Source organism: Leekyejoonella antrihumi (assembly GCF_007845645.1).
Classification (GTDB): Bacteria; Actinomycetota; Actinomycetes; order Actinomycetales; family Dermatophilaceae; genus Leekyejoonella; species Leekyejoonella antrihumi.
In genome coordinates, this window is sequence record NZ_VCQV01000015.1 from 65699 (window position 1) to 86783 (window position 21085).

Here is a 21085-nt window from a genome sequence, read left to right on the forward strand (position 1 = left end):
CCACTCACCAACGCCGATCCGATGGACGGTGCCAACGGATCGAGGTCCGGCACCCGCATCCACTCCGCTGCCTCGGATCGGCAGGACGAGGCTCTGATTCGCCGGTTCAAGAGGATCCTCCTGGACGAGATCGACCTCAATGAGCTCGGCCGGATGGACACCGCTCAGCGCCGGATCCGGTTGGAGCGGGTGATGGCTCATCTGGTCTCCCGTGAGGGCCTGATCCTCAGCTCACGCGAACGAAACCGACTGGTCCGCAGAGTCGTCGACGAGGCCGTCGGGCTCGGGGTGCTCGAGCCTCTGCTGGCCGATGACACCATCAGCGAAATCATGGTCAATGGTCATCGGGAGGTCTACGTCGAGCGGTTCGGCAAGCTCCAACGCGTGCCGTCCTCCTTCTCCAGCGAGGAGCAGCTGCTGCAGACCATCGACCGGATCGTCTCCACCGTGAACCGCCGTGTGGACGAGTCCAATCCGATGGTCGACGCGCGGCTGCCGGCGGATGCCCGGATGCCCCGTGGAGCTCGCGTGCACGTTGTCCTGCCACCTCTCGCGCTCAACGGGCCAGTCGTCACCATCCGGTTGTTCCCCAAGGCCTATGGACTTGACGAGCTGCTGGCGCGCGGCAGCCTGGACACTGTCACTGCCGAGTTCCTCGCGTCATGTGTCCGGGCCCGGCTCAACATCGTCGTGTCCGGTGGCACGTCGTCCGGGAAGACGACCATGCTCAACGCGTTGTCCGCATTCATCCCCACGCATGAGCGGATCATCACCATCGAGGACGCCGCCGAGCTGTCCCTTGAGCAGGATCACGTCATCCGCCTCGAGACGCGCCCATCCAACGTCGAGGGCCGCGGCGAGGTGCCAATCCGGGAGCTGGTGCGCAACTCCCTTCGCATGCGGCCGGATCGGATCGTCGTCGGTGAGTGCCGCGGCGGCGAGGCGCTGGACATGCTCCAGGCGATGAATACCGGCCACGAGGGTTCTTTGACGACCGTGCACGCCAACACCGCCGCAGATGCCCTGATTCGCCTGGAGACCCTCGCGTCTATGAGCGACATCGAGATTCCGTTCAAGGCCTTGCACGACCAGGTCAACGAAGCGATCAACGTCATCGTGCAATTACAACGGGGGTCTGACGGTGTCCGCCGCATCGTCGCCTGCGACTACGTGGTTTCCGCTCGCAACGAGCCGTTCTCTCTTCATACTCTGATGCGTTGGGACCCCCGTGCGCCATCCGAGACCGGCAAACCTGGTGCGTTCGTGCTCGGTACCGCGCCCCCGGACCTCGCACGACGGCTCCACGCGAGCGGCGAATCGCTGCCTGCGGGTCTCTCACTGACGAACCAGGACGCACCATGATGCCGGTGCTGCTCCCGATTGCCACCTTCGTCATGGTCGTCGTATTCGCCTGTGCAGTGTTTGACCTCGCAGGCGCAGTCAGTGATCGCGCTCGGTTGCGTGAGCTCATCCTTGCCGACGAGAGCACCAGCGGTCGGACAACGTGGCAACGCTTGAACACGAGGTTCCGGCAGACCCGGATCGGCACACGGGTGGAGCAGCAGCTGGTGCTCGCCGGCGTTGACCGTCCACCTCTTCTGGTCGTGACGATCACCGCTGCCGTTGGCGTTGTCGCCAGTCTCGCGCTTGACAAACTCTTGGCTCCGGCATTCCTCATCGTCGGCTTTCTGCTCGCGATCCAAGGTCTGCGTATCTTTCTGCGTCGAGCGCGAGACCGGCGGCGCGAGGCGTTCATCGTTCAGATGCCCGAGCTCGCAAGGGTGCTCGCCAACGCCACCAGTGCCGGCCTGTCCATCCGCACCGCGATCGAAATGGCATCGGAGGAGCTCAGCGAGCCGGCCTCTACCGAGCTTTCCCGAGTGGCCCGGACCATGCAGTTCGGCGACACGCTGGAAACAGGCCTGCTCGGCATCTTGAACCGACTGCCGTCCCGGGAGATCAAGGTGCTCGTGTCCACACTGTTGGTGTCGTCGCGCAGCGGAGGTTCGTTGGTCACGTCACTGCGGGGAATCGCCGACACCCTGGAAGCGCGTAAAGAGACCCGGCGTGAGGTTCGCACCACCCTGGCCCAGGCGACACTCACCGGATACATGGTTGCCGTCATGGGCATCTTGATGCTGATCATGCTCAACACGCTCCATCCGGGAACCGTGCAGCGGATGACCACGAACCCCGTTGGCGAGGTCGCGCTCGTCATCGCCGGGCTGCTCTACGCCTTGGGGCTGTTCCTCATCCACAAGATCACTCGGATCGAACCATGACTGCGTTGCTGGGGCCGTTGGTCGGGCTTGCGAGTGTACTGGTCTACGTGCTCGTCATCGTGGGCTATCGCCGGATGCGTTCGGACACCGCCGACGGACTAGCCGTCGAAGATCTCGTGCTGCTTCGAAGCGTTCAGAAGAAGGAGGCGAGAGGCCGGGGGGCCGTCGGTCGCCTCGCCGCACCGTTCGTGCCGCTTCTGCGACGTAGCCTCGGGCACAGCCGAATCGCGGCCCTGCAGCGTCTGATCGATGAGGCCGGCCGTCCTGATGGAATGACGGTCGACGAGTTCCTCACTCGCGTGGTCATGTGGTATCTCCTGGTAGTCCCTCTCGCGCTGATCCGCCTGGTCCAAGGCAGTGTTCTCACCGCGCTCGTGGCCATGGCAGTACCGCTGCTCCTGACCTTCGGCAAGCTGGTCGGCAGCCGCCGCAAGCGCCGGGACGGGATCGACAGCATGCTGCCGGACTTCCTGGACATCCTCGCGGTCACTGTCACCGCCGGGGTCGCGTTCCGTCCGGCGCTCGCCCGAGTGAGCAGCCGATTCGAGGGACCACTCGGAGCCGAGATCGAGATCACCATGGGCCAGCTGCAAAATGGCGCATCGGTGCGACAGGCGTTCACCGGCCTGAAGGAGCGCAACTCGTCGGACTCGATGAACCAGTTCGTCTCCGCGTTCCTGCAGTCGGAGGAACTGGGCGCCCCACTCGCCGACACCTTGAACACCATCGCCTCGGATATGCGGCGTGGCGCGGCGCAGCGGATGCGGCGCAAGGCCGCCCGTGCCTCCCCTCAGATCACCCTCGTCACCTCGCTGGTCCTGGTGCCCGCCGTCCTCATCATGGTGCTTGTCGGGATCATCGTGGGCAGCGATGTCAACCTCGGGATGCTCTTTGGTTGAGTCACCGATGCCGGTTGCGAACCGGCTGTTCCGAATCATCGTCCAGAGCGCCTTCCTCATCCGTCTCATGGCGCTCATGCTGGCCTGCGCGTCGTCGGTCGGCAGGCAGCTCACGACCGGATTCATGCTCTGGGGCGTCCTCCTCGGCGCGAGTAGCTTTCTCGGCCTCACCAGCCGCATCGATGCCATCGGCTTCGTGATGCGGCACCCCGCTCTCGCCATGATCGACGTCGCCATCGTCGTCACCATGCTGTCCATCGAAGGCCCGGACAACGTGCTCATGCTGGCCACCCTGCCGACTGCCCTGCTGGTGGGAGCACTCTTCCGTTGGACCACCGCACTCCCACTGCTGGTCGTGCTCGAGCTCGGCTACTTCGGTGCGCTCGCCGCCCATGGCGTATCGGTTGCGGATGCGCCATACATCATGCGTGTCGGCATCCCCTTCATCTATCTCGCCATGGCGGCGATCGGCCAGGCGATCAACTACGGCACCAGCCAGCTGACTGTGGCCATCGACGCTCTGCATCGGGCGCAAGCCGAGAAGACCGCTGCCCTGGAGCGGGCCCGGCTGGCGCGGGACATGCATGACTCCCTTGGCAAGACCCTTCACGGCATCTCCCTCACAGCGGCATCACTGCCGCACTGGATCGCCACCGACTCAGACCGGGCGTCAGCGCTGGCGACCCAGCTCGGAGCCCACTCCGAGGTGGCTTCGCAAGAGGCGCGCACGCTGCTCACCGGGCTACGTCGGACCGAAACCGACCGGCCGCTTCTGGATCTGCTGGTTGAGCGGTGCAGCCAATGGTCGCAGCGAACGAAGGTCCTCGCTCGTGCCACCGCGATAGGCCTGGTCGACGTCGACGATGAGACCCGCCTATGCATCCTGTCGGTTGTCGACGAGGCACTGGAGAATGTCGATCGGCATGCCGCTGCAGATTCCGTCCAGGTCGAGGTCACGGCTGACTCCCAGCGCCTGCAAGTCAGCATCATCGATGACGGCGTCGGCATCGCCGAGAGCATTGATGGGGCGGTCGGTCGGGCGCGCTATGGGCTTCTGGGGATGCGGGAGCGCGCCGAGTCATTCGCTGGTGACCTCTCTATCACCAGAAATGGTTCTCGGGGAACTCGTGTCCTGCTGTCGCTGCCTCGCAACGCGGAAGAGAGGACCACATGAATGAGCACCAGCCGGCCTTGAAGGCCGACGACCGGACCGCTGATTGGTCACCACCCTTGCGGGTCGTCGTGGTCGACGACAACGAGATCATCCGAGTGGGCCTACGCAGCATGCTCGAGACCGACCCCACTATCAGGGTGGTCGGCGAGGCCGGCGACGGCCGCACCGCCGTCGCCGTCGTCAAACGCGAAACGCCGGACGTGGCACTGGTGGATGTGCGCATGCCTGTTGCCGATGGCGTGAGCGTGGCGTCGGAGGTGCACGATCTGACCAAGGTGTTGATGCTCACCTACTCGGATTCACCAGACATCGTCCGTAGCGCACTCGCCGCCGGCGCCCGCGGCTATCTCGTGCACGGGGCCTTCACCCCGCAGGAACTCACGGCGGCCATCCGATCCGTGGCGCAGGGCGGCTCTGTGTTGTCCTCGCAGGCAATCGAGGCCGTCCAGTCCGCGCTGACGGCCGCGCCGGCCGTGCCCGACCCGAGCCGCCACGACATCCACGGTCTCAGCCGCCGGGAGCGGGAGATCATGGACCTCATCGCACAGGGCCACACCAACGGCGAGATCTCCGGCGGGCTCTTCCTCGCGGAGAAGACCGTGAAGAATCATGTCAACCACATCTTCGCGAAGCTGGGTGTCACCTCACGCTCTGCTGCAGTCGCGCTCTGGCTCGGTTGAACTCCACCAAGAAGCCTGGCCATTGGCCCCGCTCAATGGGGGTGAAGTTGGGCCTTCTATTAGGTCCGCGGGCCCTGCCTCAGGCAGCGCATGCCTCGTAATGTCTTCCATGTCAACAGGAACGCCCCATCAGGGGGACGGGGCACAGACTCCCCGGAAGAGGAATGAGGAGCACAATGACACGAGCACTGATCGCCACCCGGGTCCGCATCATCAAGGCCGTGGAGGGTCGTGACGAGAAGGGTCAGGGCACCCTCGAATACGTCGGTATGATCGCGCTCGCCGCTCTCCTGGTCGGCGCTATCGTCACCGCATTCGGCAGCGGAACGGCGCTCTCCGGCGAGGTGACCAAGGCCATCAACAAGATCAGCACGATCATGCCATAGCCACAACCAACAGAGTCAAGGTGCTGCGTGCCGATCTCAGGGGAATCGGCGCGCAGCACCTTGTCTGCGCGTGCGCCTCGAAACGGGTTGCGGCACTGCCCGCTACGTGCAGGCCCGGGGCGGTCAACCGCTCCGGGCCTGCCACGCGTGAGGAGGCTCAGGAGGTGCGGACGTGCGCGCCGACCCGAGTCGTCGCGACCACGTGCACCAGATTGATCGAGTCGAACAGGGTCGGTGGTGCCTTCGCCGTGACCGACACGAACCGGCCGTCGGAGGTCTCCCCCATCAACACCACCGATTTCAGCGAGGGCGTGACGGACGGGTCCAGAAACGTGAACTGGTAGGTGCCGGTGAGACCGGGCCAAGTCGCCTCGGCGACCTTGAGCGCCGGGACGTGCTCCACATCGACCAGCTGACCATGGAAGGACTCCGCCTCCTGCGCCGCGCTCATGACGTCCTTGCCGTTCGACAGCGTGACGGCAACGGCGGCGTACTGGCCGTGATAAGACGTCGTCGAGACGAATAGGGTGGTCGTGCCCTTGTCCTGTCGGCTCGGCTGCCCCTTCTGTTTCATCGTCGCGGGCAACCACACGCTGGCCGGCCCGACCTGACGACGCGAACCACTACCGCTCGGATCGCTCGATGTCGGGACGAAGAGCGGGGCCGACCTGCTCGCCGACCCGGGCACTGTGGTCGCGTGCGAGGTCGTGGACCCGGTCGATGATGTTGACCCGCCGGAGGAGCATGCAGACAGCAGGGTCACCCCGACCATACTGATTACCAACGCTGTTCGAGCATTCATGACGTAACCTTCACTGACTTCATGGTCGTGAACCCCGGGATGGCGACGTTCACAGAGGTGGTCCCATCGGGCAGGGCCGGGAGCACTGCATACAGAACCTGGCCCGTCCCATCGACCGAGGACGGCAGGTCACTGCACAGACACCTGATGGGCGTGTTGAATGCCTGGCCCACCGGTGCATAGGTCAACGGGTAGTACGTCTTCCCATGGGCAGCGTCGACCAGTGAGAACAGGCGGGTGTCAGACAATGGACCATAGGCCAATTGGTAGGAACTCGTAGGCAGCGTGGGGTTCGGCGAAGGCTTGGTCGTCGGTGGTGGACTCGGCGGGTTGCTGAGGGCGCACTCGCCCCAAGGTACACCGGTTTTCGCCGTAGCCGCGGCTTGTGAGCGCTGCCCTCCAGAGAGCGCCTTGACGGCGCGCACCCGCATGTTGGCCTCGTCGGTCTGCCAGTTGTAGCAGTAATTGGTCAACGACGCACCATTGGTTGCCGCGAGCCTGGCGGCGTCGGACTGGCCGAGTCCACAAGAGGACGTGCAGATGATGAGCTCGGTGGTCACCTGTCCGGACCCGCCGCCAGGACGCACTTCCTGAAGCTGCGCGGATACGGCACCTGCCCTGTCCTTCGCCCCACTCACGGGTGTTCGCCTCCCACCTGACTGTCTCGAGAAGACCGCTCGCACCCGCTGCAGCGGGTGCCGGTTCCCAGCCCTAGCCGACATCTGTGATCTTGCTGACTGCGGTGCCGACGATCTTGGCCAGGCTGCTTCCCTTACCGAACGCCGCCACGACGGCCACGACCAGCAGAGCCGCCAGCGCGATCATCCCCACATACTCCAACGTCCCTGGCCCCGATCAGCCTGCTGCTCGCGGCTGACCAGACCCTCCGCGGTATTGCGGAGCCGCACACGGGCGTCAACAAGCGTCCGGGCCACGGCAACTCCTCATCAACTGGCGACCCATCCAGCTGGCCGACGACCCGCCCGACGAACATGCCGAGAGCAACCCCCACTCCGACGACGGCGAGCACGGCCGTGATTCGAGTCCTCATGATGCCACCTTGACCGACTTCATCGTGGAAAAGCCGGGGATGCTGACATTGACAGTGCTCGCGCCGGCCGGAAGCGCCGGCATCATGGCGTAGAGCACGACTCCGCCGCCGCTCACCGAGTCCGGTAAGTCGCTGCACAGACACTTGGTGTCCAGGCCGGTGGGCTGACCGATCGGAACGTAGGTGTAGGGATAGAAGGTCTTGTTGCCCTCGACGTCGACCAGGGCCAGCTGTCGCGTGTCGAACAGCGGTGCGGCGCCCGACAACTGGGACGAGTTGGTCGGCACGGTCGCGCCCGAGGTGCTCTTCAGGCGCCAGACCACGGTGGTGGACAGCGAGGTGCGCACGATCCGCAGAATCTGGGCGGTCATCGGAGACGTTGTGGTGCCCGTGTCGATCTTCCCGGTGGCCGACGCGATCGGTGTCCGGGACTCACTCGACCCCATGATCTGTTTGATGACAGCCTTGACCTGACTCCCGCCACCGGACGACGATGGGCTCGCTACCGACGTGGGCGCCGACGTGCCGGGTGCTGACGAGTGATGCGATCCCCCACTGCATCCCGTCATCAGCGCACCACAGGTCAGACACAGCGAAACACCCACTGCCTTGGTCAACCCGGATGGCATCATTTCTCCCCCGTCCCGAAGGAGACGGTGACTCGGCGGTTGAGCTGGCGTCCCTGCGTCGTGGTGTTGTCTCCCACCGGGTCCTGCTCTCCTTTACCGGAAGCTGTGAACGTGATGCCGGGCTTGGTCACCAGCCTCTTCAAGGCTGCCAGCACCGACTGCGCCCGCTCCTCGGACAAGGTCTGGTTGTGCTCGCTCGTGCCCACGCTGTCGGTGTAGCCCACGATGGACACCACCCCCTGGCCTTTCGCCGAGATCTGTGCAGCCGCTTGCTTCAGGGCCGCGTGTGCTCTCGGCGTCAATGCGGCCTTGTCGATCGCGAACAGCACATCGGTGTTCAACGCGATCGCCTCGTGGTTTGCGCTTCGGTGCGTGGTCGCATCCGTGTTGCCCGAGTTACTCACCAACGACCGAATGAACGTCGCCGTCTTCGCGCTCGAAATGGTCTGCCGACTGGGCAGCTTCGGCCATCCGTTACCGAGCGTGACAGTGGAGCTGTTGACGGTTGGCTGTGGCAGCTGGTTGGTCACGGGGACGTCGACCTGGTTTCCGAACCCGAAATCGACCGTCACCTTCGTCAGGCGTGGCGGCAGTGGCGGCAGTACCGCCCACCCCACGTTCAGGCTCGTGGGCGATGCCGAGATGTCGCTGACCGTGCTGCACATACAGTTTCCCGAGCTGTCCACCATCGGCTGGTAGAACTTCAACCCCTGCTGGTCGACGATGCCGACCGCCCACGCAGAGCCAACCCGGAAGGGAGTCGACAGGCCCACAGTCGGCATAACACCGCCCGGGCTGTCACCTGGACCGCCGACCGAGTAGAACACCGCGGTCCCACCCGGGATCCGCACCACAGCGTGGATGGCACCGTGGATCTGGCCCGAGGTGGGGGTCTGATAGCCGCTATACACGAACGTCCCCGCAATCGGGATCGTCTCGTTGGCGGCGGAGGCAGGTATTGCCCCGACCGCAGCCACGAGGGAGATGGCTACCCCACACGCCGCCACACGCCTACGCCATGGATTGGCCACGTTTGATCCTTTCGTCGGCCAGGTGCGTTCGGATGTCTCCCACAGGTTGTCCATGGAATCAGCGCTTCAGCCGACAAGCCGGGCCTTCAGCAGGTTGCTCAACGCTCCCGGATCGGTGAGCACCAGACGGCCGCCCGGTCCGAGCGTGTAGTCGATCGTGATGGCTCCACAGACCAGGTGGATCGGGCCGGTAGGGGCGGATGACGTCGGTGATGACGTCGGTTTGCTCGATGGCGACCCGGACGTCGTCGGCTTTGGCGTGTGTGTCGGCTCCGGTGTCGGCTTCGGCAGACTGCTGAACGCGCACTCGCCCCAAGGTACACCGGTCTTCGCCAAAGCTGCGGCTTGTGAGTGCTGACCTCCCGATAGAGCCCGAATCGACTGGACCCTCACAACGGCCTGGTCTGCCCGCCAGTCATAGCAGTAGCTGGTCAACTGCGCGTTGTTGCTCGCCGCCAGCCTGGCCGCATCGGTCTCACCAAGACCACAGGAGAAGGTCTTCGGCGCGAATGCGCTCAGTGGCAGGGTGGCCAGATCGGTCACGATCGACTTGATGACCCCGTCGGCGCCGGCGAGCGCAGCCGCGTCGGCGGCGTTCTGGGTGCCGGACTTCTGGTTCACCGCAGATCCCTCGGGCAGCATCACCATGAACATGATCGTCAGCAGTCCCAACACCGTACAGATGATCAGACCGGTCGCCACCTGACCGGACTCGCCCGCGCCACCCCTGCCGCCCCTGCCCATGAGATCTTGCCTCTCGTCCGCCCTGACCACATCGATGCCGGTGGCAGATCGCCGCCGCCCCCCAACCTGTCGCAGCACTAGCCCACGATCCCGGAGATCTTGCTCAGCGCCTCACTGACGGTCCTGGCGAGGCTGCTGCCGTGCGCGAACGCCGAAACGACCACCGCGACCAACAGCGCGGCCAGAGCGATCATCCCGACATATTCCAACGTGCTCTGACCACGATCGGTCGACCCCTCTACGGCGTGACGCAGGCGGGTACCGGCTGCGATGAACGCTCGCGTCATTTTCCTCCCTGCACGATGAACTGAGCCACCATCGACCGACGTAGAACCAGGTTTCCAAACTACGGTGCGAGCTGGGCTCAAAGCTGGGCCCACGGACCCAGCTTTGCGCCCATTGGTGCACGCAACGCCGGTGGCCACGGCGTTGAAGCTGCCCGGACTGTCGCGGCATCTGCCGGCAGCGGCCGGTCACCCTGTTCGGGTGACCGGCCGCTGCCGGAGGACTTCGTGGGGCTAGTTACTTCTTGAGGTCCTTCATGATCTTGCGCATCTCGTCAGCCGTCGCGGACGGCGTCTTGCCGACCTTCACGCCGGCGGCCTCGAGGGCCTCCTGCTTGGCGGCGGCGGTGCCGGACGACCCGGACACGATCGCACCCGCGTGGCCCATCGTCTTGCCCTCGGGGGCGGTGAAACCGGCGACGTAGCCGACGACCGGCTTGGTCACATGCGCCTTGATGTATTCCGCGGCCCGCTCCTCGGCGTCTCCGCCGATCTCGCCGATCATCACGATCGCGTCGGTCTCCGGGTCCGCCTCGAACGCCGCGAGCGCGTCGATGTGCGTGGTGCCGATGACCGGGTCACCGCCGATGCCGATGGCGCTGGAGAAGCCGAACTCCCGCAGCTCATACATCATCTGGTAGGTCAACGTGCCCGACTTCGACACGAGACCGATGCGGCCCGGCCCGGCAATGCTGGCCGGGATGATGCCGGCATTCGACTTGCCGGGGCTGATGATGCCGGGGCAGTTCGGGCCGATGATGCGGGTCTTCTTCCCCAGGGAGTAGTTGTAGAGCTCCGCGCTGTCCTTGACCGCGATGCCCTCGGTGATGATCACCAGCAGCGGGATCTGCGCATCGATCGACTCGATGGCCGCGTCCTTGGCGAACTTCGGCGGCACGAAGGCCACCGACACGTTCGCACCGGTCGCCGCCATCGCCTCCTTGACGGTGCCGAAGACCGGAACCTTGCCGCCGCCGTCGAACTCGACCTCGGTGCCCGCCTTGCGCGGGTTCACCCCGCCGACGATCTGGGTGCCGGCCTTCAGCATGAGCTGGGTGTGCTTCATACCCTCGGACCCGGTCATGCCCTGCACGATGACCTTGCTCGAGTCATCCAAGAAAATTGCCATTGCTAAGGAATCCCCTTACTCGGTCTTACTTGGCAGCAAGCGTGGCGGCCTTGGCCGCGGCGCCGTCCATGGTCTCTTCGATGCTGACGAGTGGGTGGTTCCGCTCCGCGAGGATGCGACGACCCTCCTCGACGTTGTTGCCGTCCAGGCGGACGACCAGGGGCTTGGTGGCGCCGTCGCCGAGCTTGTCGAGCGCGCCCACGATGCCGTTGGCCACGGCGTCACAGGCGGTGATCCCACCGAAGACGTTGACGAAGACCGACTTGACCTGCTCGTCGCCCAGGATGATCCCGAGGCCGTTGGCCATCACCTCGGCGCTCGCGCCACCACCGATGTCCAGGAAGTTCGCGGGCTGCGGCGCCGGCTTGCCGGTCTCCGCGCCGACCTTCTCCCCCGCATACGCCACGACGTCCAGGGTCGACATGACCAGGCCCGCACCGTTGCCGATGATGCCGACGTCACCGTCGAGTTTGACGTAGTTGAGGCCCTTCTCCTTGGCGGCGGCCTCGAGCGGGTCGGCCGACGCCTTGTCCTCGAGGGTTGCGTGCTCCGGGTGCCGGAAGTCGGCATTCGCGTCGAGGGTCACCTTGCCGTCGAGGGCGATGATCTTGCCGTCGGTGGTCTGCACCAGCGGGTTGACCTCGACCAGCGTCGCGTCCTCCTCGCGGTAGACGTCCCACAGCTTGGTCAGCACCGGGGCGATCTTCGCGCCGAGCTCGGCGTCGAAACCCGCCTCGTCGACGATCTCCTTCGCCTTCGCCGCGTCGATGCCCACGTTCGGGTCGACCGCGACCCGGGCGAGCGCCTCGGGGCGCTCGACCGCGAGCTTCTCGATCTCGACGCCGCCCTCCTTGGAGCACATCGCCAGGTAGCGGCGGTTGGTGCGGTCCAGCAGCACGGAGAAGTAGTACTCCTCCGCGATCTGTGCGCCCTGGGCGATCATCACGGTGCCCACGGTGTGGCCCTTGATGTCCATGCCGAGGATCTGCTCGGCATACTGCTGCGCCTCGTCGGCGCTCTTGGCCACCTTGACGCCGCCCGCCTTGCCGCGGCCGCCGACCTTCACCTGGGCCTTGACGACCGTCACGCCGCCGGACGTGGCGCCGATCTCTTCCGCCGCCGCCTTGGCGCCTTCCGGGGTCGTTGCGGTCTTGCCCGCAAGCACCGGGACGCCGTGCGCCTCGAACATGTCGCGCGCTTGGTACTCAAATAGATCCACTGGGAGTCCGTCCTCGCCGTCGAAGAGAATGTCCGACTGTGAGGGTATCCCTCTCCTGGCAGCACCCGCCGCCAGGGCAGGCAAGGTGAGACGGAGCGCTACCTGACTCGCTCCTCATAGTGCCGGCGCATCGAGTGGCGCCGCATGCCGATCAGCACCCAGCCGATGCCCACAATGATGGCGCCGACGATCGTGAAGGTGTCGGACCAGCCGTGCCCCGTCGTCAGTCCCACGATGCACCCATAGACGATGGTCACCACGAGCCAGACTGCCTCCAGCCGGTTCTCTCTCATCTGCTCATCATCCTGCAGTCGGCCGGGTCTGCGCGCCTCATCCAGCCGGGCGTGTGCCGTGTCGAGCCGTGGGCGCGCCTACTCGTCATCGTCGAGGTTGCCGACGTGCTCACGCACCCAGCCAGAGATCTCGTGCGTCGTTGCCCCAGGAGTGAAAATCTTTGCTACGCGCAGCTTTTCGAGCTCGGGTATGTCTTCTTCCGGGATGATCCCGCCCCCGAAGACCACGATGTCCTCGGCGTCCCGCTCCTTGAGCAGCTCGGTGACCTTCGCAAACAGCGTCATATGGGCACCCGACAGGACGGACAGGCCGACGGCGTCGGCATCCTCCTGGATCGCCGCCTCCACGATCTGCTCCGGCGTCTGGTGCAGACCGGTGTAGATCACCTCCATGCCGGCGTCTCGCAGCGCGCGGGCGACGACTTTGGCTCCCCGGTCGTGCCCATCCAGGCCCGGCTTGGCTACGACGATCCGCAATGGTGCTTCGCTCATGGGAAGCAGACTATCTGGCGCCGCCATCCACGGTGCGCAGCAGCACAGGCCGGCTGCGGCATACGGGCCGAGTTGTCCACAGCCCCGGCGCACCGCCTCGCCGGACGAGCGCGCGCCGCGATACCGTCGATGGGTTCCACTCCCGACGAAACCCCTTCAGAGGTCTGTGCTTTGAGCCCGTACCAGGCACGCCACCGCGCCTCGCATCCCCCCGTATGGCGGCGTCCCGGTGTCGTGGTCCCCACCGTGGCCGCTGCCCTCGCGACCGCCGCCGTCGGGATCTCGGCGCTCAGCACCGGCGTGACTCCCACAGCCTCCGCCACGAGCGGACACGAGGCAACCGTCGCGGCGGCCAACCTCCTGGGGCAGCGCCAACAGGGCAAGGTCGACACCTCACGGTCGTTGTCCCGCCCGCAGAACACCGCCCAGGTCAAGGCGAACTCGGCCAACACCTCGCGCGCCGCCCAGCGTGCGAAGGCGCTCGCCGGCAGCTCCTCCGCCGCAGCGGCCGGCCGTCAGAAGGCCGAGCAGAGCGCCACGGCCGCACGCAGCAAGGCGACGGAGGCGGCCACCACGGCGGCGACCGCCAAGGCAGCGGCCGCCAAGGCGAAGGGCAGCACCTCCGGTGGGTGGACCTGTGCCATCGCGGGCTGCGGCGGCACGTTCACCTCGGGCTTCGGCGGCCGGTGGGGCACCATGCACCTCGGCGACGACTTCGCGACTCCGGTCGGCACCCCGCTACGCGCACTGCACTCCGGGACGGTCGTGACAGTGGGCAACTACTTCGGGATGGGCAACCGCGTCGAGATCGATTACGGCAACGGCGTCAGCTCGATCGAGGCGCATCTGTCGTCCTTCGCGGTGAGCGCCGGCCAGCAGGTCGAAGCGGGCCAGGTGGTCGGCCGATCGGGCAACACCGGCCACTCGACGGGGCCCCACGTGCACCTCGAGATCCATCTGAATGACCAGCCGGTCGACCCGGCCCCGTGGCTGCGAGCGCACGGCATTTTCTGACTTCTCGCGTGCAATACGTGACTTCTCGGTTGAGGAATCAGGGGAGGTAGCGGCTCAGCCTGGTCACCCCGGCCGGTAGCAGCCCGTAGTCCTCGACCAGCTCGCAGATCGTGCCCCAGGTCGGCATGACCCAGCCGATCTCGGTGCCCACGGAGGTTGCGGGATCACCGGCCTCGACGCGTTCATACGGCGTGTTCCGATAGAGCCTGCTGAGCGTATGCAGTGCCGCGAAGTAGGAGCCGTCGTTCGCCAGAGGGGCGCGCAGGTCACGGGTGCCGCCCCCGTCGCTGACCAGAGCGACGACGCGTCCCGCACCGTCCTCGCGCAACGCGACCGCGTCGAGCGGCAGCTGCCCCGGCAGACGGTGGATCCAGCCGTCCACGGGTGCGTCGTCCGGCAGGTCGATGAGCCGACACTGCAGGGTCCGCTGCCCGAGAGCCTGCGCCGCCCGGGCCCGGTGCGCACCGTCCAGCACCATGAACCGGTCGCCGCGCCGCGCGACCTGCACCGGCTCGCGCACGCCGATCTCGAGCACCGACTCCATCACCGCGGCCAGCCGCAACGGCTGCACCTGCTCATGCCAGTCGACCAGCCGGATGTCGACCTCGCGGAGCCCGTCACGCGGGGCAGCACTCATCGGCGTGGTCACCACCGCGTCTTCCTCGATCAATGCGCTCTCCGACATCGCTCACCCGGCGCTACTGGCCGGCGCCCGTCTCATTCTGCGGACCACGGCAACGTATCAGGAAGGGGTGGAGTTGGCAGCACTGAGCGAAGCGAAGACTTCGCGGGGCTGTCTAGAGCTTCTCGACGGGCGCGTAGCGCAGCAGCAGCCGCTTGACGCCGGTGTCGCCACCGAAGTCGATGTAGGCCATGGCGCGTTCACCCTGGCCCTCGACCCGCACCACCGTGCCGAGCCCGAACGAGTCGTGGGTGACCCTGTCTCCCCCGTCGAGTGAGGGCACCGGCCGGTTGCCGGGGCTGCGCACACCGGGGCGGGCGGCCAGACGGGCCACCGCCGGCGTCGACGAGGGTCGCATCGAGGTCGTCGCCACCCGCTGCCAGTCGATCAGCGTCGACGGGATCTCGTCCAGGAAACGGGACGGCGGGTTGTACTGCGGTGCGCCCCACGCCGACCGCACCTCGGCGCGCGACAGGTGCAGCCGCTCGCGGGCGCGGGTGATGCCGACGTAGGCCAGTCGGCGCTCCTCCTCCAGCTCGTGCGGGTCGGCCATAGCCCGCATGTGCGGGAAGGTTCCGTCCTCCATACCGGTCAGGAAGACGACCGGGAACTCCAGACCCTTCGCGGTGTGCAGCGTCATCAGCGTGACGACGCCCTGCTCTACACCTTCGGTGTCGTCGTCGGGGATCTCGTCGGCGTCCGCGACCAGTGACACCTGCTCCAGGAAGTCCTCCAAGGAGGCGCCCGGATAGTTCTCGTCGAACTCCCGTGCCACCGCGACGAGCTCGGCGAGGTTCTCGACCCGCGTCTCGTCCTGTGGGTCGGCGCTCTCGCGCAGCTGGCTGAGGTAGCCGGAGCGGTCCAGGATCGCCTCCAGCAGGTCGCCCACACCGGCACCGGACTCGTGCGTCTGCTGCAGCGACTCGAGGATCGCGGTGAAGCCCTTGATGCAGGTCAGCGAGCGGGTCGCGATGCCGGGGGCGTCATCCGCCTGGCCGAGCGCCTCCACAAAGGTGATGCGCTCACGATCGGCGAGCGCCGCGACGCAGGCCTCGGCGCGGTCACCGATGCCGCGCTTGGGCACGTTGAGGATCCGGCGCAGGTTGACGGTGTCGGCCGGGTTGGACACCACCCGCAGGTAGGCCAGCGCATCCTTGACCTCGCGCCGCTCGTAGAAGCGTGTGCCGCCGACGACCTTGTAGGGCAAGCCGACTCGCACGAATACCTCTTCGAGTGCACGGGACTGCGCGTTGGTGCGATAGAAGACCGCGACGTCCCCCGGGCGGATGCCGTGCTGGTCGGTCAGCTGGTCGATGCTGCGGGCCACGAACGCGGCCTCGTCGTGCTCGGAGTCCGCGACATAGCCGACGATGCGCTCACCGTCGCCGGAGTCGGTCCACAGGTTCTTGGGGCGCCGGTCGGGGTTCTTGGCGATCACCGCGTTGGCGGCCTGCAGGATCGTCTGGGTCGAGCGGTAGTTCTGCTCGAGCAGGATGGTGCGAGCCTGCGGGTAGTCGTTCTCGAACTCTACGATGTTGCGGATCGTGGCCCCCCGGAACGCGTAGATCGACTGGTCCGCGTCGCCGACGACGCACAGCTCCGCCGGCGGCACGCTGCCTACCGCGGGATCGGCGATCTCCTGCCCGACCAGCTCTGCATTTCCTGTGCGAGCTTCCGCGGTCGCTCCGGGCCTCACTCCGTTCGTTTCCTCACTCCCCGTCAGCTCGCGTACCAGGGTGTACTGCGCATGGTTGGTGTCCTGGTACTCGTCGACCAGCACGTGCCGGAACCTGCGCCGGTAGTGCTCGGCGACATCCGGGAACGCCTGCAGGATGTTGACGGTCATCATGATGATGTCGTCGAAGTCGAGCGCGTTGGCCTGCCGCAGCCGCCGCTGGTACTGCGTGTAGGCCTCCGCGAGCATCCGCTCCTGATGGGTGCCCTCGCTCACCTGCGCGCGATAGGTGTCCTCGTCGACCAGCTCGTTCTTGAGGTTGCTGACCTGGTGGCTGAAGGAGCGCGGCGGGTAGCGCTTGGAGTCCAGGTCCAGGTCGCGCAGCACCATGCCCATCAGCCGCTGGCTGTCCGCCGCGTCGTAGATGGAGAAGGTCGACTTCATCCCGACCTTCGTCGCCTCCCGCCGCAGGATCCGCACGCAGGCGGAGTGGAAGGTCGACACCCACATCGCCTTCGCGGCCGGTCCGACCAGCTCGGCCACCCGCTCGCGCATCTCGGCGGCCGCCTTGTTGGTGAAGGTGATCGCCAGGACCTGACCGGGCTGCACGTGGCGTGCCCCGAGCAGGTAGGCGATCCGGTGGGTCAGCACCCGGGTCTTGCCCGATCCGGCGCCGGCCACGATCAGCAACGGCGGCCCCTCGTGCACCACGGCCTCCCGCTGCTGCGGGTTGAGACCTTCGAGCAGGGCCTGCGGGTCACGGCCCCATCCGCCGGTATGCCGTGTGCCGCCCTCGCCCGGCGCGTCGCCGCCGAGGCCGGCCCAGGTGGGGACGCCGCGTTCGTCCACCTCACCGGCATACGCGGGTGCCCGCGTCGCCGTCGCGGCGTGCGCGGCGTGCACGGCGTCGTCGGTCGGCACGTCCGCGGAGGCCGAGCGTGCATCGAGTCCGGGCAGGGGAAGGTCATCGAAAAGGCTGCTCATCTCGCCGACAACCCTACGTGCCTCCCCCGACGTCGCTTGCTCGGTAGTACAGACGGGACGGATGGGTCCCGTCGGTACTACCAACCGCAGTTGTCCACAGGGGCTCCACGGGATCCACCGTCATGACGTCCGCACCGAGGTGGCCACCGGCCGCTGGTTGCGCATCGGTGCACAGTCGATTGCCGTCCGCCGCGATCTGGATGAGGTGTCCCGCCGCTGGGCAGCGGTATTCGACGTCGGCGCCGGCGCGCGGCTCGACGGGGTGACTGCACTGCAGCAGGCCGGACTCGCAGGCTGGAACCACCACTCGATCGACATCTCGGTGCCCCACGGCACGCGGATCCGCAGGGTCGAACGTGCGAGAGTGCGTGCGGTGCGCCGCCTCGAGCCCCCGGTCGCGGGCGGCATACCCCGCACCCGTCCGGAGATCGCCGCCATTCGCGCCGCTGCATGGGCGACGTCCGACCGGCAGGCGGGGACGCTTGTCGCCATGACCATCGAGCAGCGACTGACCACACCGGCGCGGCTGATGGCCGCCTGGCGGCAGCACGGCCTGGTGCGACGCCACCGGCTGATCGACCAGGTCATTGCGGACGTATGCGATGGGGCCGAGTCTCTTGGTGAGCTGGACTTTGCGCGGCTGTGCCGCAAATACGGGCTGCCGAAGCCTGACCGACAGGTGGTCGTCGAGACCAAACGCGGTCGCATCTATCTGGACGTGCGGTGGACCGACCTGCACATCGTCGTCGAGATCGAGGGTGCGCACCATGCGCTGACCCCGCACTCGATCGACGACTCGCTGCGCCAGAACGCTCTGCTCATCGACGGCGACCGGGTGCTGCGGATCCCGGTGATCGGCTTCCGCTGCCACGAGCGCGAGTTCATGACGCAGGTCGCCGCGGTGATCGCGGCGGCCCAGCGGCGACAAGTCGCTGGTTGGTAGTACAGGCGGGACGGATGGATCCCGCCTGTACTACCAACCGTCACGCGCAGGCCAGGTCGACGGCTGCCTCCACATGCAGCCGCGTGGTCGGAAACAGCGGCACACCGCACTCGCGCGAAGCCGTCAGCAGCATCTCGATCTCGGTGCAGCCGAGCACGACACCGTCACAGCCGCGGTCCACCATCCGGGAGATCACCTGCCGGTAGGCCTCCCGCGAGTCGTCGCGCAGCACCCCCCGGCACAGCTCCTCGTAGATGACGCGGTGCACCAGCGCGCGGTCTGTCGCCTCCGGCGCCAGCACCTGCAGACCGTGCTGCTCCAACCGCTCCCGATAGAAGTCCTGCTCCATCGTGAATGCGGTGCCGAGCAGCGCCACCCGCCGGCTGCCCTGCCGCAGCGCCGCCTGCGCCGTCACATCGGCCACGTGGATCAGCGGGATGTCGCACGCCTGCTCGATGGCACCGGCGACCTTGTGCATCGTGTTGGTGCACAGCAGCAGCAGCTCCGCGCCCGCACTCTGCAGTCGCACGGCCTCGTCGGCGAGCAGCCGACCCGCGCGATCCCACTCGCCGGCGACCTGCATCGCCTCGATCGGGGCGAAGTCCAGTGAACTGAGCAGTACGGGCGCGGAGTGCAGCCCGCCGAGCCGCTGCGCGACCAGCTCATTGGCCAGGCGGTAGTAGCAGGCCGTGGACTCCCAGCTCATTCCACCGATCATCCCGATCGTGCGTGTCATCGACCGATGATAGTTCTCGAGCGAAGACTTCCTGAGATGATTGACGGATGACGCTCGACTCGCGGATCCGGTCCGCCACCTCTGCAGACATCCCCGAGATCCTGCGGGTGATCCGGGACCTCGCGACCTACGAGAAGGCACCCGAGCAGGCCGTTGCCACCGACACGGACCTGCAGGCGGTGCTCTTCCCCGACCACGGCCATCCCTCCACCTTCTGCCACATCGGCGAGATCGACGGCAAGGTCGCCGGCATCGCGCTCTGGTTCCTGTCCTTCTCGACCTGGACCGGCAAGCAGGGCATCTGGCTGGAGGACCTCTTCGTCGACCCGCAGCAGCGCGGCACCGGCCTGGGCAAGGCGCTGCTCGCCTCCCTCGCGCAGGTCTGCGTCGAGCGCGGACTCACCCGGCTGGAGTGGTGTGTCCTCAACTGGAACACCCCGTCGATCGAGTTCTACGACGCGCTCGGTGCGCTGCCCCAGGACGACTGGACCACCTACCGGCTCGACGGCGACGCCCTGGCGAAGGTCGGCGGCGCACGGGCCTGATAACCGGCACGAGCGAAGACCTCGGGGCGTAGTGAGAGGATCCGGGGGTGCACGAGTCGACCCGCAGCCTCCTTGACGCCCACCTGGCACAGGCACAGCACGACCACCGCGTGCCGTCGATGACCGCGGCACTCCTGCGCGACGGACGACTGGTGTGGTCGCACGCGGCCGGCCACCTCGACGGCCGGGGCGCCGGTCCGCGCCCGACGGCGCAGACGGCATACCGCATCGGATCGATCTCCAAGACGTTCGCGGCCGCCCTGGCAATGCGCCTGGTCGCCGACGGCCTGGTCGACCTGGACGACCCGGTCACCGACCACCTGCCCGAGCTCGACCCGAGCCTGCGCACCGTCACCATCACCGCGCTGCTCACGCACGGCGCCGGGCTGTATGCCGAGACGCGGGGCCCGTGGTGGGAGCGCACCGCGGGTGACGACTGGGCGGCGTTGCTGCCGAGCATCCGCCGGATCCATCCGGTGGGACGCCGATTCCACTACTCCAACGTCGGATTCGCGGTCCTCGGGGAGCTGGTCGCCCGGCTGCGCGAACGCCCGTGGTGGGACTGCCTCACCGATGAGGTCCTGACGCCGCTGGGGCTCGAGCACACCACCTACCTGCCGCCGGGCGACGCCGCGCCCGGCTTGGCGGTGCACCCCTACGCCGACCTGGCCCATGCCGAGCCCGCGCACGATGCCGGAGCCATGGCCCCCGCCGGGCAGCTCTGGTCGACCGTGGGTGATCTCACCGCCTGGGCACACTTCCTGGCACGCGGCAACGACGGCGTGCTGCCGGACGAGCTCCGGCTGGCCATGCAGGTGCCATCCCTCGTGGACGACGCGCCCGGATCACCGTGGACGCGGGCCTACGGCCTCGGCCTGGATGTAACCAACCGTGGTGGCACCCGCCTCATCGGACACGGCGGTTCGATGCCTGGATTCCTGGCGGCGCTGCGCGTCGAGCCGGGCAGCGGCGACGGGGTCGCGCTGCTCGCGAACACCACCGGCAACCTGGACCTGGATCTCGCGATCGAGCTGCTCGACCTGCTGCAGAGCCATGAGCCGCGCGCGGTCGAGGAGTGGGTCACGGATCCTGCGCAGACCGGCGACCTGGATGTTGCCGGCGCCTGGTTCTGGGGGCCGCGGCCGCACGTGCTGTCGCTGCTGCCCGGTGGCGGCGTGGAGCTGGCGCCCGCCGGCAGCGGCCGCGGATCCCGGTTCGCGCCGGTCGGCGACGGCAGCTGGATCGGACTGGACGAGTACTACGCCGGTGAGCACCTGGTCGTGCGCGACCGCGGCGGCGACGCAGCATACCTCGACCTGGGCAGCTTCCGGTTCAGCCGGACACCGTACGATCCGAACGCACACACACCCGGCGGGACCGACCCCTCGGGCTGGCACTGAGACCGAGAGGC

Annotated in this window: 24 protein-coding genes; 10 read left to right on the forward strand and 14 right to left on the reverse strand. The window is 67.1% G+C overall.

The window, feature by feature from the left end:
- The first annotated feature begins 21 nt into the window (after nt 1-21).
- From FGL98_RS11985 to FGL98_RS12010, 6 genes are all read left to right on the forward strand, one after another.
- Nucleotides 22-1362, forward strand: coding sequence for a TadA family conjugal transfer-associated ATPase (locus tag FGL98_RS11985; RefSeq protein WP_146317008.1), 1341 nt, complete (start codon nt 22-24; stop codon nt 1360-1362).
- Nucleotides 1363-1367: 5 nt separating this feature from the next.
- Nucleotides 1368-2282: a type II secretion system F family protein gene (locus FGL98_RS11990; protein ID WP_186526127.1), complete on the forward strand. Its 915-nt coding sequence runs from the start codon at nt 1368-1370 to the stop codon at nt 2280-2282.
- A complete protein-coding gene (locus FGL98_RS11995; RefSeq protein WP_146317010.1) occupies nt 2279-3181 on the forward strand; it encodes a type II secretion system F family protein in 903 nt (300 codons plus the stop codon). The genes FGL98_RS11990 and FGL98_RS11995 overlap by 4 nt, the downstream gene beginning before the upstream one ends.
- 7 nt (nt 3182-3188) lie before the next feature.
- The gene (locus FGL98_RS12000; protein ID WP_186526128.1) at nt 3189-4355 is read left to right on the forward strand and encodes a sensor histidine kinase; all 1167 of its coding nucleotides are present in this window, start codon (nt 3189-3191) and stop codon (nt 4353-4355) included.
- Nucleotides 4352-5035: a response regulator gene (locus FGL98_RS12005; RefSeq protein ID WP_146317012.1), complete on the forward strand. Its 684-nt coding sequence runs from the start codon at nt 4352-4354 to the stop codon at nt 5033-5035. The genes FGL98_RS12000 and FGL98_RS12005 overlap by 4 nt, the downstream gene beginning before the upstream one ends.
- 176 nt (nt 5036-5211) lie before the next feature.
- The gene (locus FGL98_RS12010; protein ID WP_146317013.1) at nt 5212-5421 is read left to right on the forward strand and encodes a hypothetical protein; all 210 of its coding nucleotides are present in this window, start codon (nt 5212-5214) and stop codon (nt 5419-5421) included.
- Nucleotides 5422-5578: 157 nt separating this feature from the next.
- Here FGL98_RS12010 and FGL98_RS12015 read toward each other — a convergent pair whose 3' ends face one another.
- The 11 genes from FGL98_RS12015 to icmB form a co-directional block, all read right to left on the reverse strand.
- Nucleotides 5579-5995: a hypothetical protein gene (locus FGL98_RS12015; RefSeq protein WP_146317014.1), complete on the reverse strand. Its 417-nt coding sequence runs from the start codon at nt 5993-5995 to the stop codon at nt 5579-5581.
- A 49-nt stretch (nt 5996-6044) separates the two neighbouring features.
- Complete coding sequence (locus FGL98_RS26735) at nt 6045-6167, reverse strand: hypothetical protein (protein ID WP_281289174.1); 123 nt, start codon at nt 6165-6167, stop codon at nt 6045-6047.
- Nucleotides 6168-6219: 52 nt separating this feature from the next.
- Complete coding sequence (locus FGL98_RS12020; RefSeq protein WP_222432144.1) at nt 6220-6861, reverse strand: hypothetical protein; 642 nt, start codon at nt 6859-6861, stop codon at nt 6220-6222.
- Nucleotides 6862-7270: 409 nt separating this feature from the next.
- Complete coding sequence (locus tag FGL98_RS12025; RefSeq protein WP_186526129.1) at nt 7271-7645, reverse strand: hypothetical protein; 375 nt, start codon at nt 7643-7645, stop codon at nt 7271-7273.
- Between the two features lie 257 nt (nt 7646-7902).
- On the reverse strand, nt 7903-8934 hold the full coding sequence (locus tag FGL98_RS12030; RefSeq protein WP_186526130.1) for an OmpA family protein: 1032 nt from the start codon (nt 8932-8934) through the stop codon (nt 7903-7905).
- A gap of 66 nt (nt 8935-9000) precedes the next feature.
- Nucleotides 9001-9756 carry a pilus assembly protein TadG-related protein gene (locus tag FGL98_RS12035; RefSeq protein ID WP_146317018.1) on the reverse strand — a complete coding sequence of 252 codons (756 nt, stop codon included), beginning with the start codon at nt 9754-9756 and terminating at the stop codon, nt 9001-9003.
- Nucleotides 9756-9965 carry a hypothetical protein gene (locus tag FGL98_RS12040; RefSeq protein ID WP_146317019.1) on the reverse strand — a complete coding sequence of 70 codons (210 nt, stop codon included), beginning with the start codon at nt 9963-9965 and terminating at the stop codon, nt 9756-9758. The genes FGL98_RS12035 and FGL98_RS12040 overlap by 1 nt, the downstream gene beginning before the upstream one ends.
- Before the next feature lie 235 nt (nt 9966-10200).
- Nucleotides 10201-11091 carry a succinate--CoA ligase subunit alpha gene (gene sucD, locus FGL98_RS12045; RefSeq protein WP_146317020.1) on the reverse strand — a complete coding sequence of 297 codons (891 nt, stop codon included), beginning with the start codon at nt 11089-11091 and terminating at the stop codon, nt 10201-10203.
- 25 nt (nt 11092-11116) lie between these two features.
- The gene (gene sucC / locus FGL98_RS12050) at nt 11117-12310 is read right to left on the reverse strand and encodes an ADP-forming succinate--CoA ligase subunit beta (protein WP_146317021.1); all 1194 of its coding nucleotides are present in this window, start codon (nt 12308-12310) and stop codon (nt 11117-11119) included.
- Nucleotides 12311-12408: 98 nt separating this feature from the next.
- Nucleotides 12409-12603, reverse strand: a complete 195-nt coding sequence (locus FGL98_RS12055; protein ID WP_146317022.1) for a hypothetical protein — start codon at nt 12601-12603, stop codon at nt 12409-12411.
- A gap of 78 nt (nt 12604-12681) precedes the next feature.
- Nucleotides 12682-13095 carry a coenzyme B12-dependent isobutyryl CoA mutase small subunit gene (gene icmB / locus FGL98_RS12060; protein WP_146317023.1) on the reverse strand — a complete coding sequence of 138 codons (414 nt, stop codon included), beginning with the start codon at nt 13093-13095 and terminating at the stop codon, nt 12682-12684.
- Nucleotides 13096-13266: 171 nt separating this feature from the next.
- Between icmB and FGL98_RS12065 the strand changes: the two genes are divergently transcribed.
- Entirely contained in the window at nt 13267-14109 is an 843-nt protein-coding gene (locus FGL98_RS12065; protein ID WP_186526131.1) for a M23 family metallopeptidase, read from the forward strand.
- A 37-nt stretch (nt 14110-14146) separates the two neighbouring features.
- Here the strand turns inward: FGL98_RS12065 and FGL98_RS12070 are convergent, their stop codons facing one another.
- Nucleotides 14147-14794 carry a ParB N-terminal domain-containing protein gene (locus FGL98_RS12070; RefSeq protein ID WP_146317025.1) on the reverse strand — a complete coding sequence of 216 codons (648 nt, stop codon included), beginning with the start codon at nt 14792-14794 and terminating at the stop codon, nt 14147-14149.
- A 112-nt stretch (nt 14795-14906) separates the two neighbouring features.
- A complete protein-coding gene (gene pcrA / locus FGL98_RS12075) occupies nt 14907-17450 on the reverse strand; it encodes a DNA helicase PcrA (protein WP_146317026.1) in 2544 nt (847 codons plus the stop codon).
- 61 nt (nt 17451-17511) lie between these two features.
- On the opposite strand from pcrA, the gene FGL98_RS12080 reads away from it, so the two are divergent.
- Nucleotides 17512-18393 (forward strand): hypothetical protein, encoded by an 882-nt coding sequence (locus FGL98_RS12080; protein ID WP_146317027.1) that lies wholly within the window; start codon nt 17512-17514, stop codon nt 18391-18393.
- A gap of 40 nt (nt 18394-18433) precedes the next feature.
- Here FGL98_RS12080 and FGL98_RS12085 read toward each other — a convergent pair whose 3' ends face one another.
- Complete coding sequence (locus tag FGL98_RS12085; protein WP_146317028.1) at nt 18434-19129, reverse strand: aspartate/glutamate racemase family protein; 696 nt, start codon at nt 19127-19129, stop codon at nt 18434-18436.
- A gap of 47 nt (nt 19130-19176) precedes the next feature.
- Here FGL98_RS12085 and FGL98_RS12090 point away from each other — a divergent pair, with 47 nt between their 5' ends.
- Nucleotides 19177-19674 carry a GNAT family N-acetyltransferase gene (locus FGL98_RS12090; protein ID WP_146317029.1) on the forward strand — a complete coding sequence of 166 codons (498 nt, stop codon included), beginning with the start codon at nt 19177-19179 and terminating at the stop codon, nt 19672-19674.
- Between the two features lie 47 nt (nt 19675-19721).
- The gene (locus FGL98_RS12095; protein WP_146317030.1) at nt 19722-21074 is read left to right on the forward strand and encodes a serine hydrolase domain-containing protein; all 1353 of its coding nucleotides are present in this window, start codon (nt 19722-19724) and stop codon (nt 21072-21074) included.
- The last annotated feature ends 11 nt before the right edge of the window (nt 21075-21085 follow it).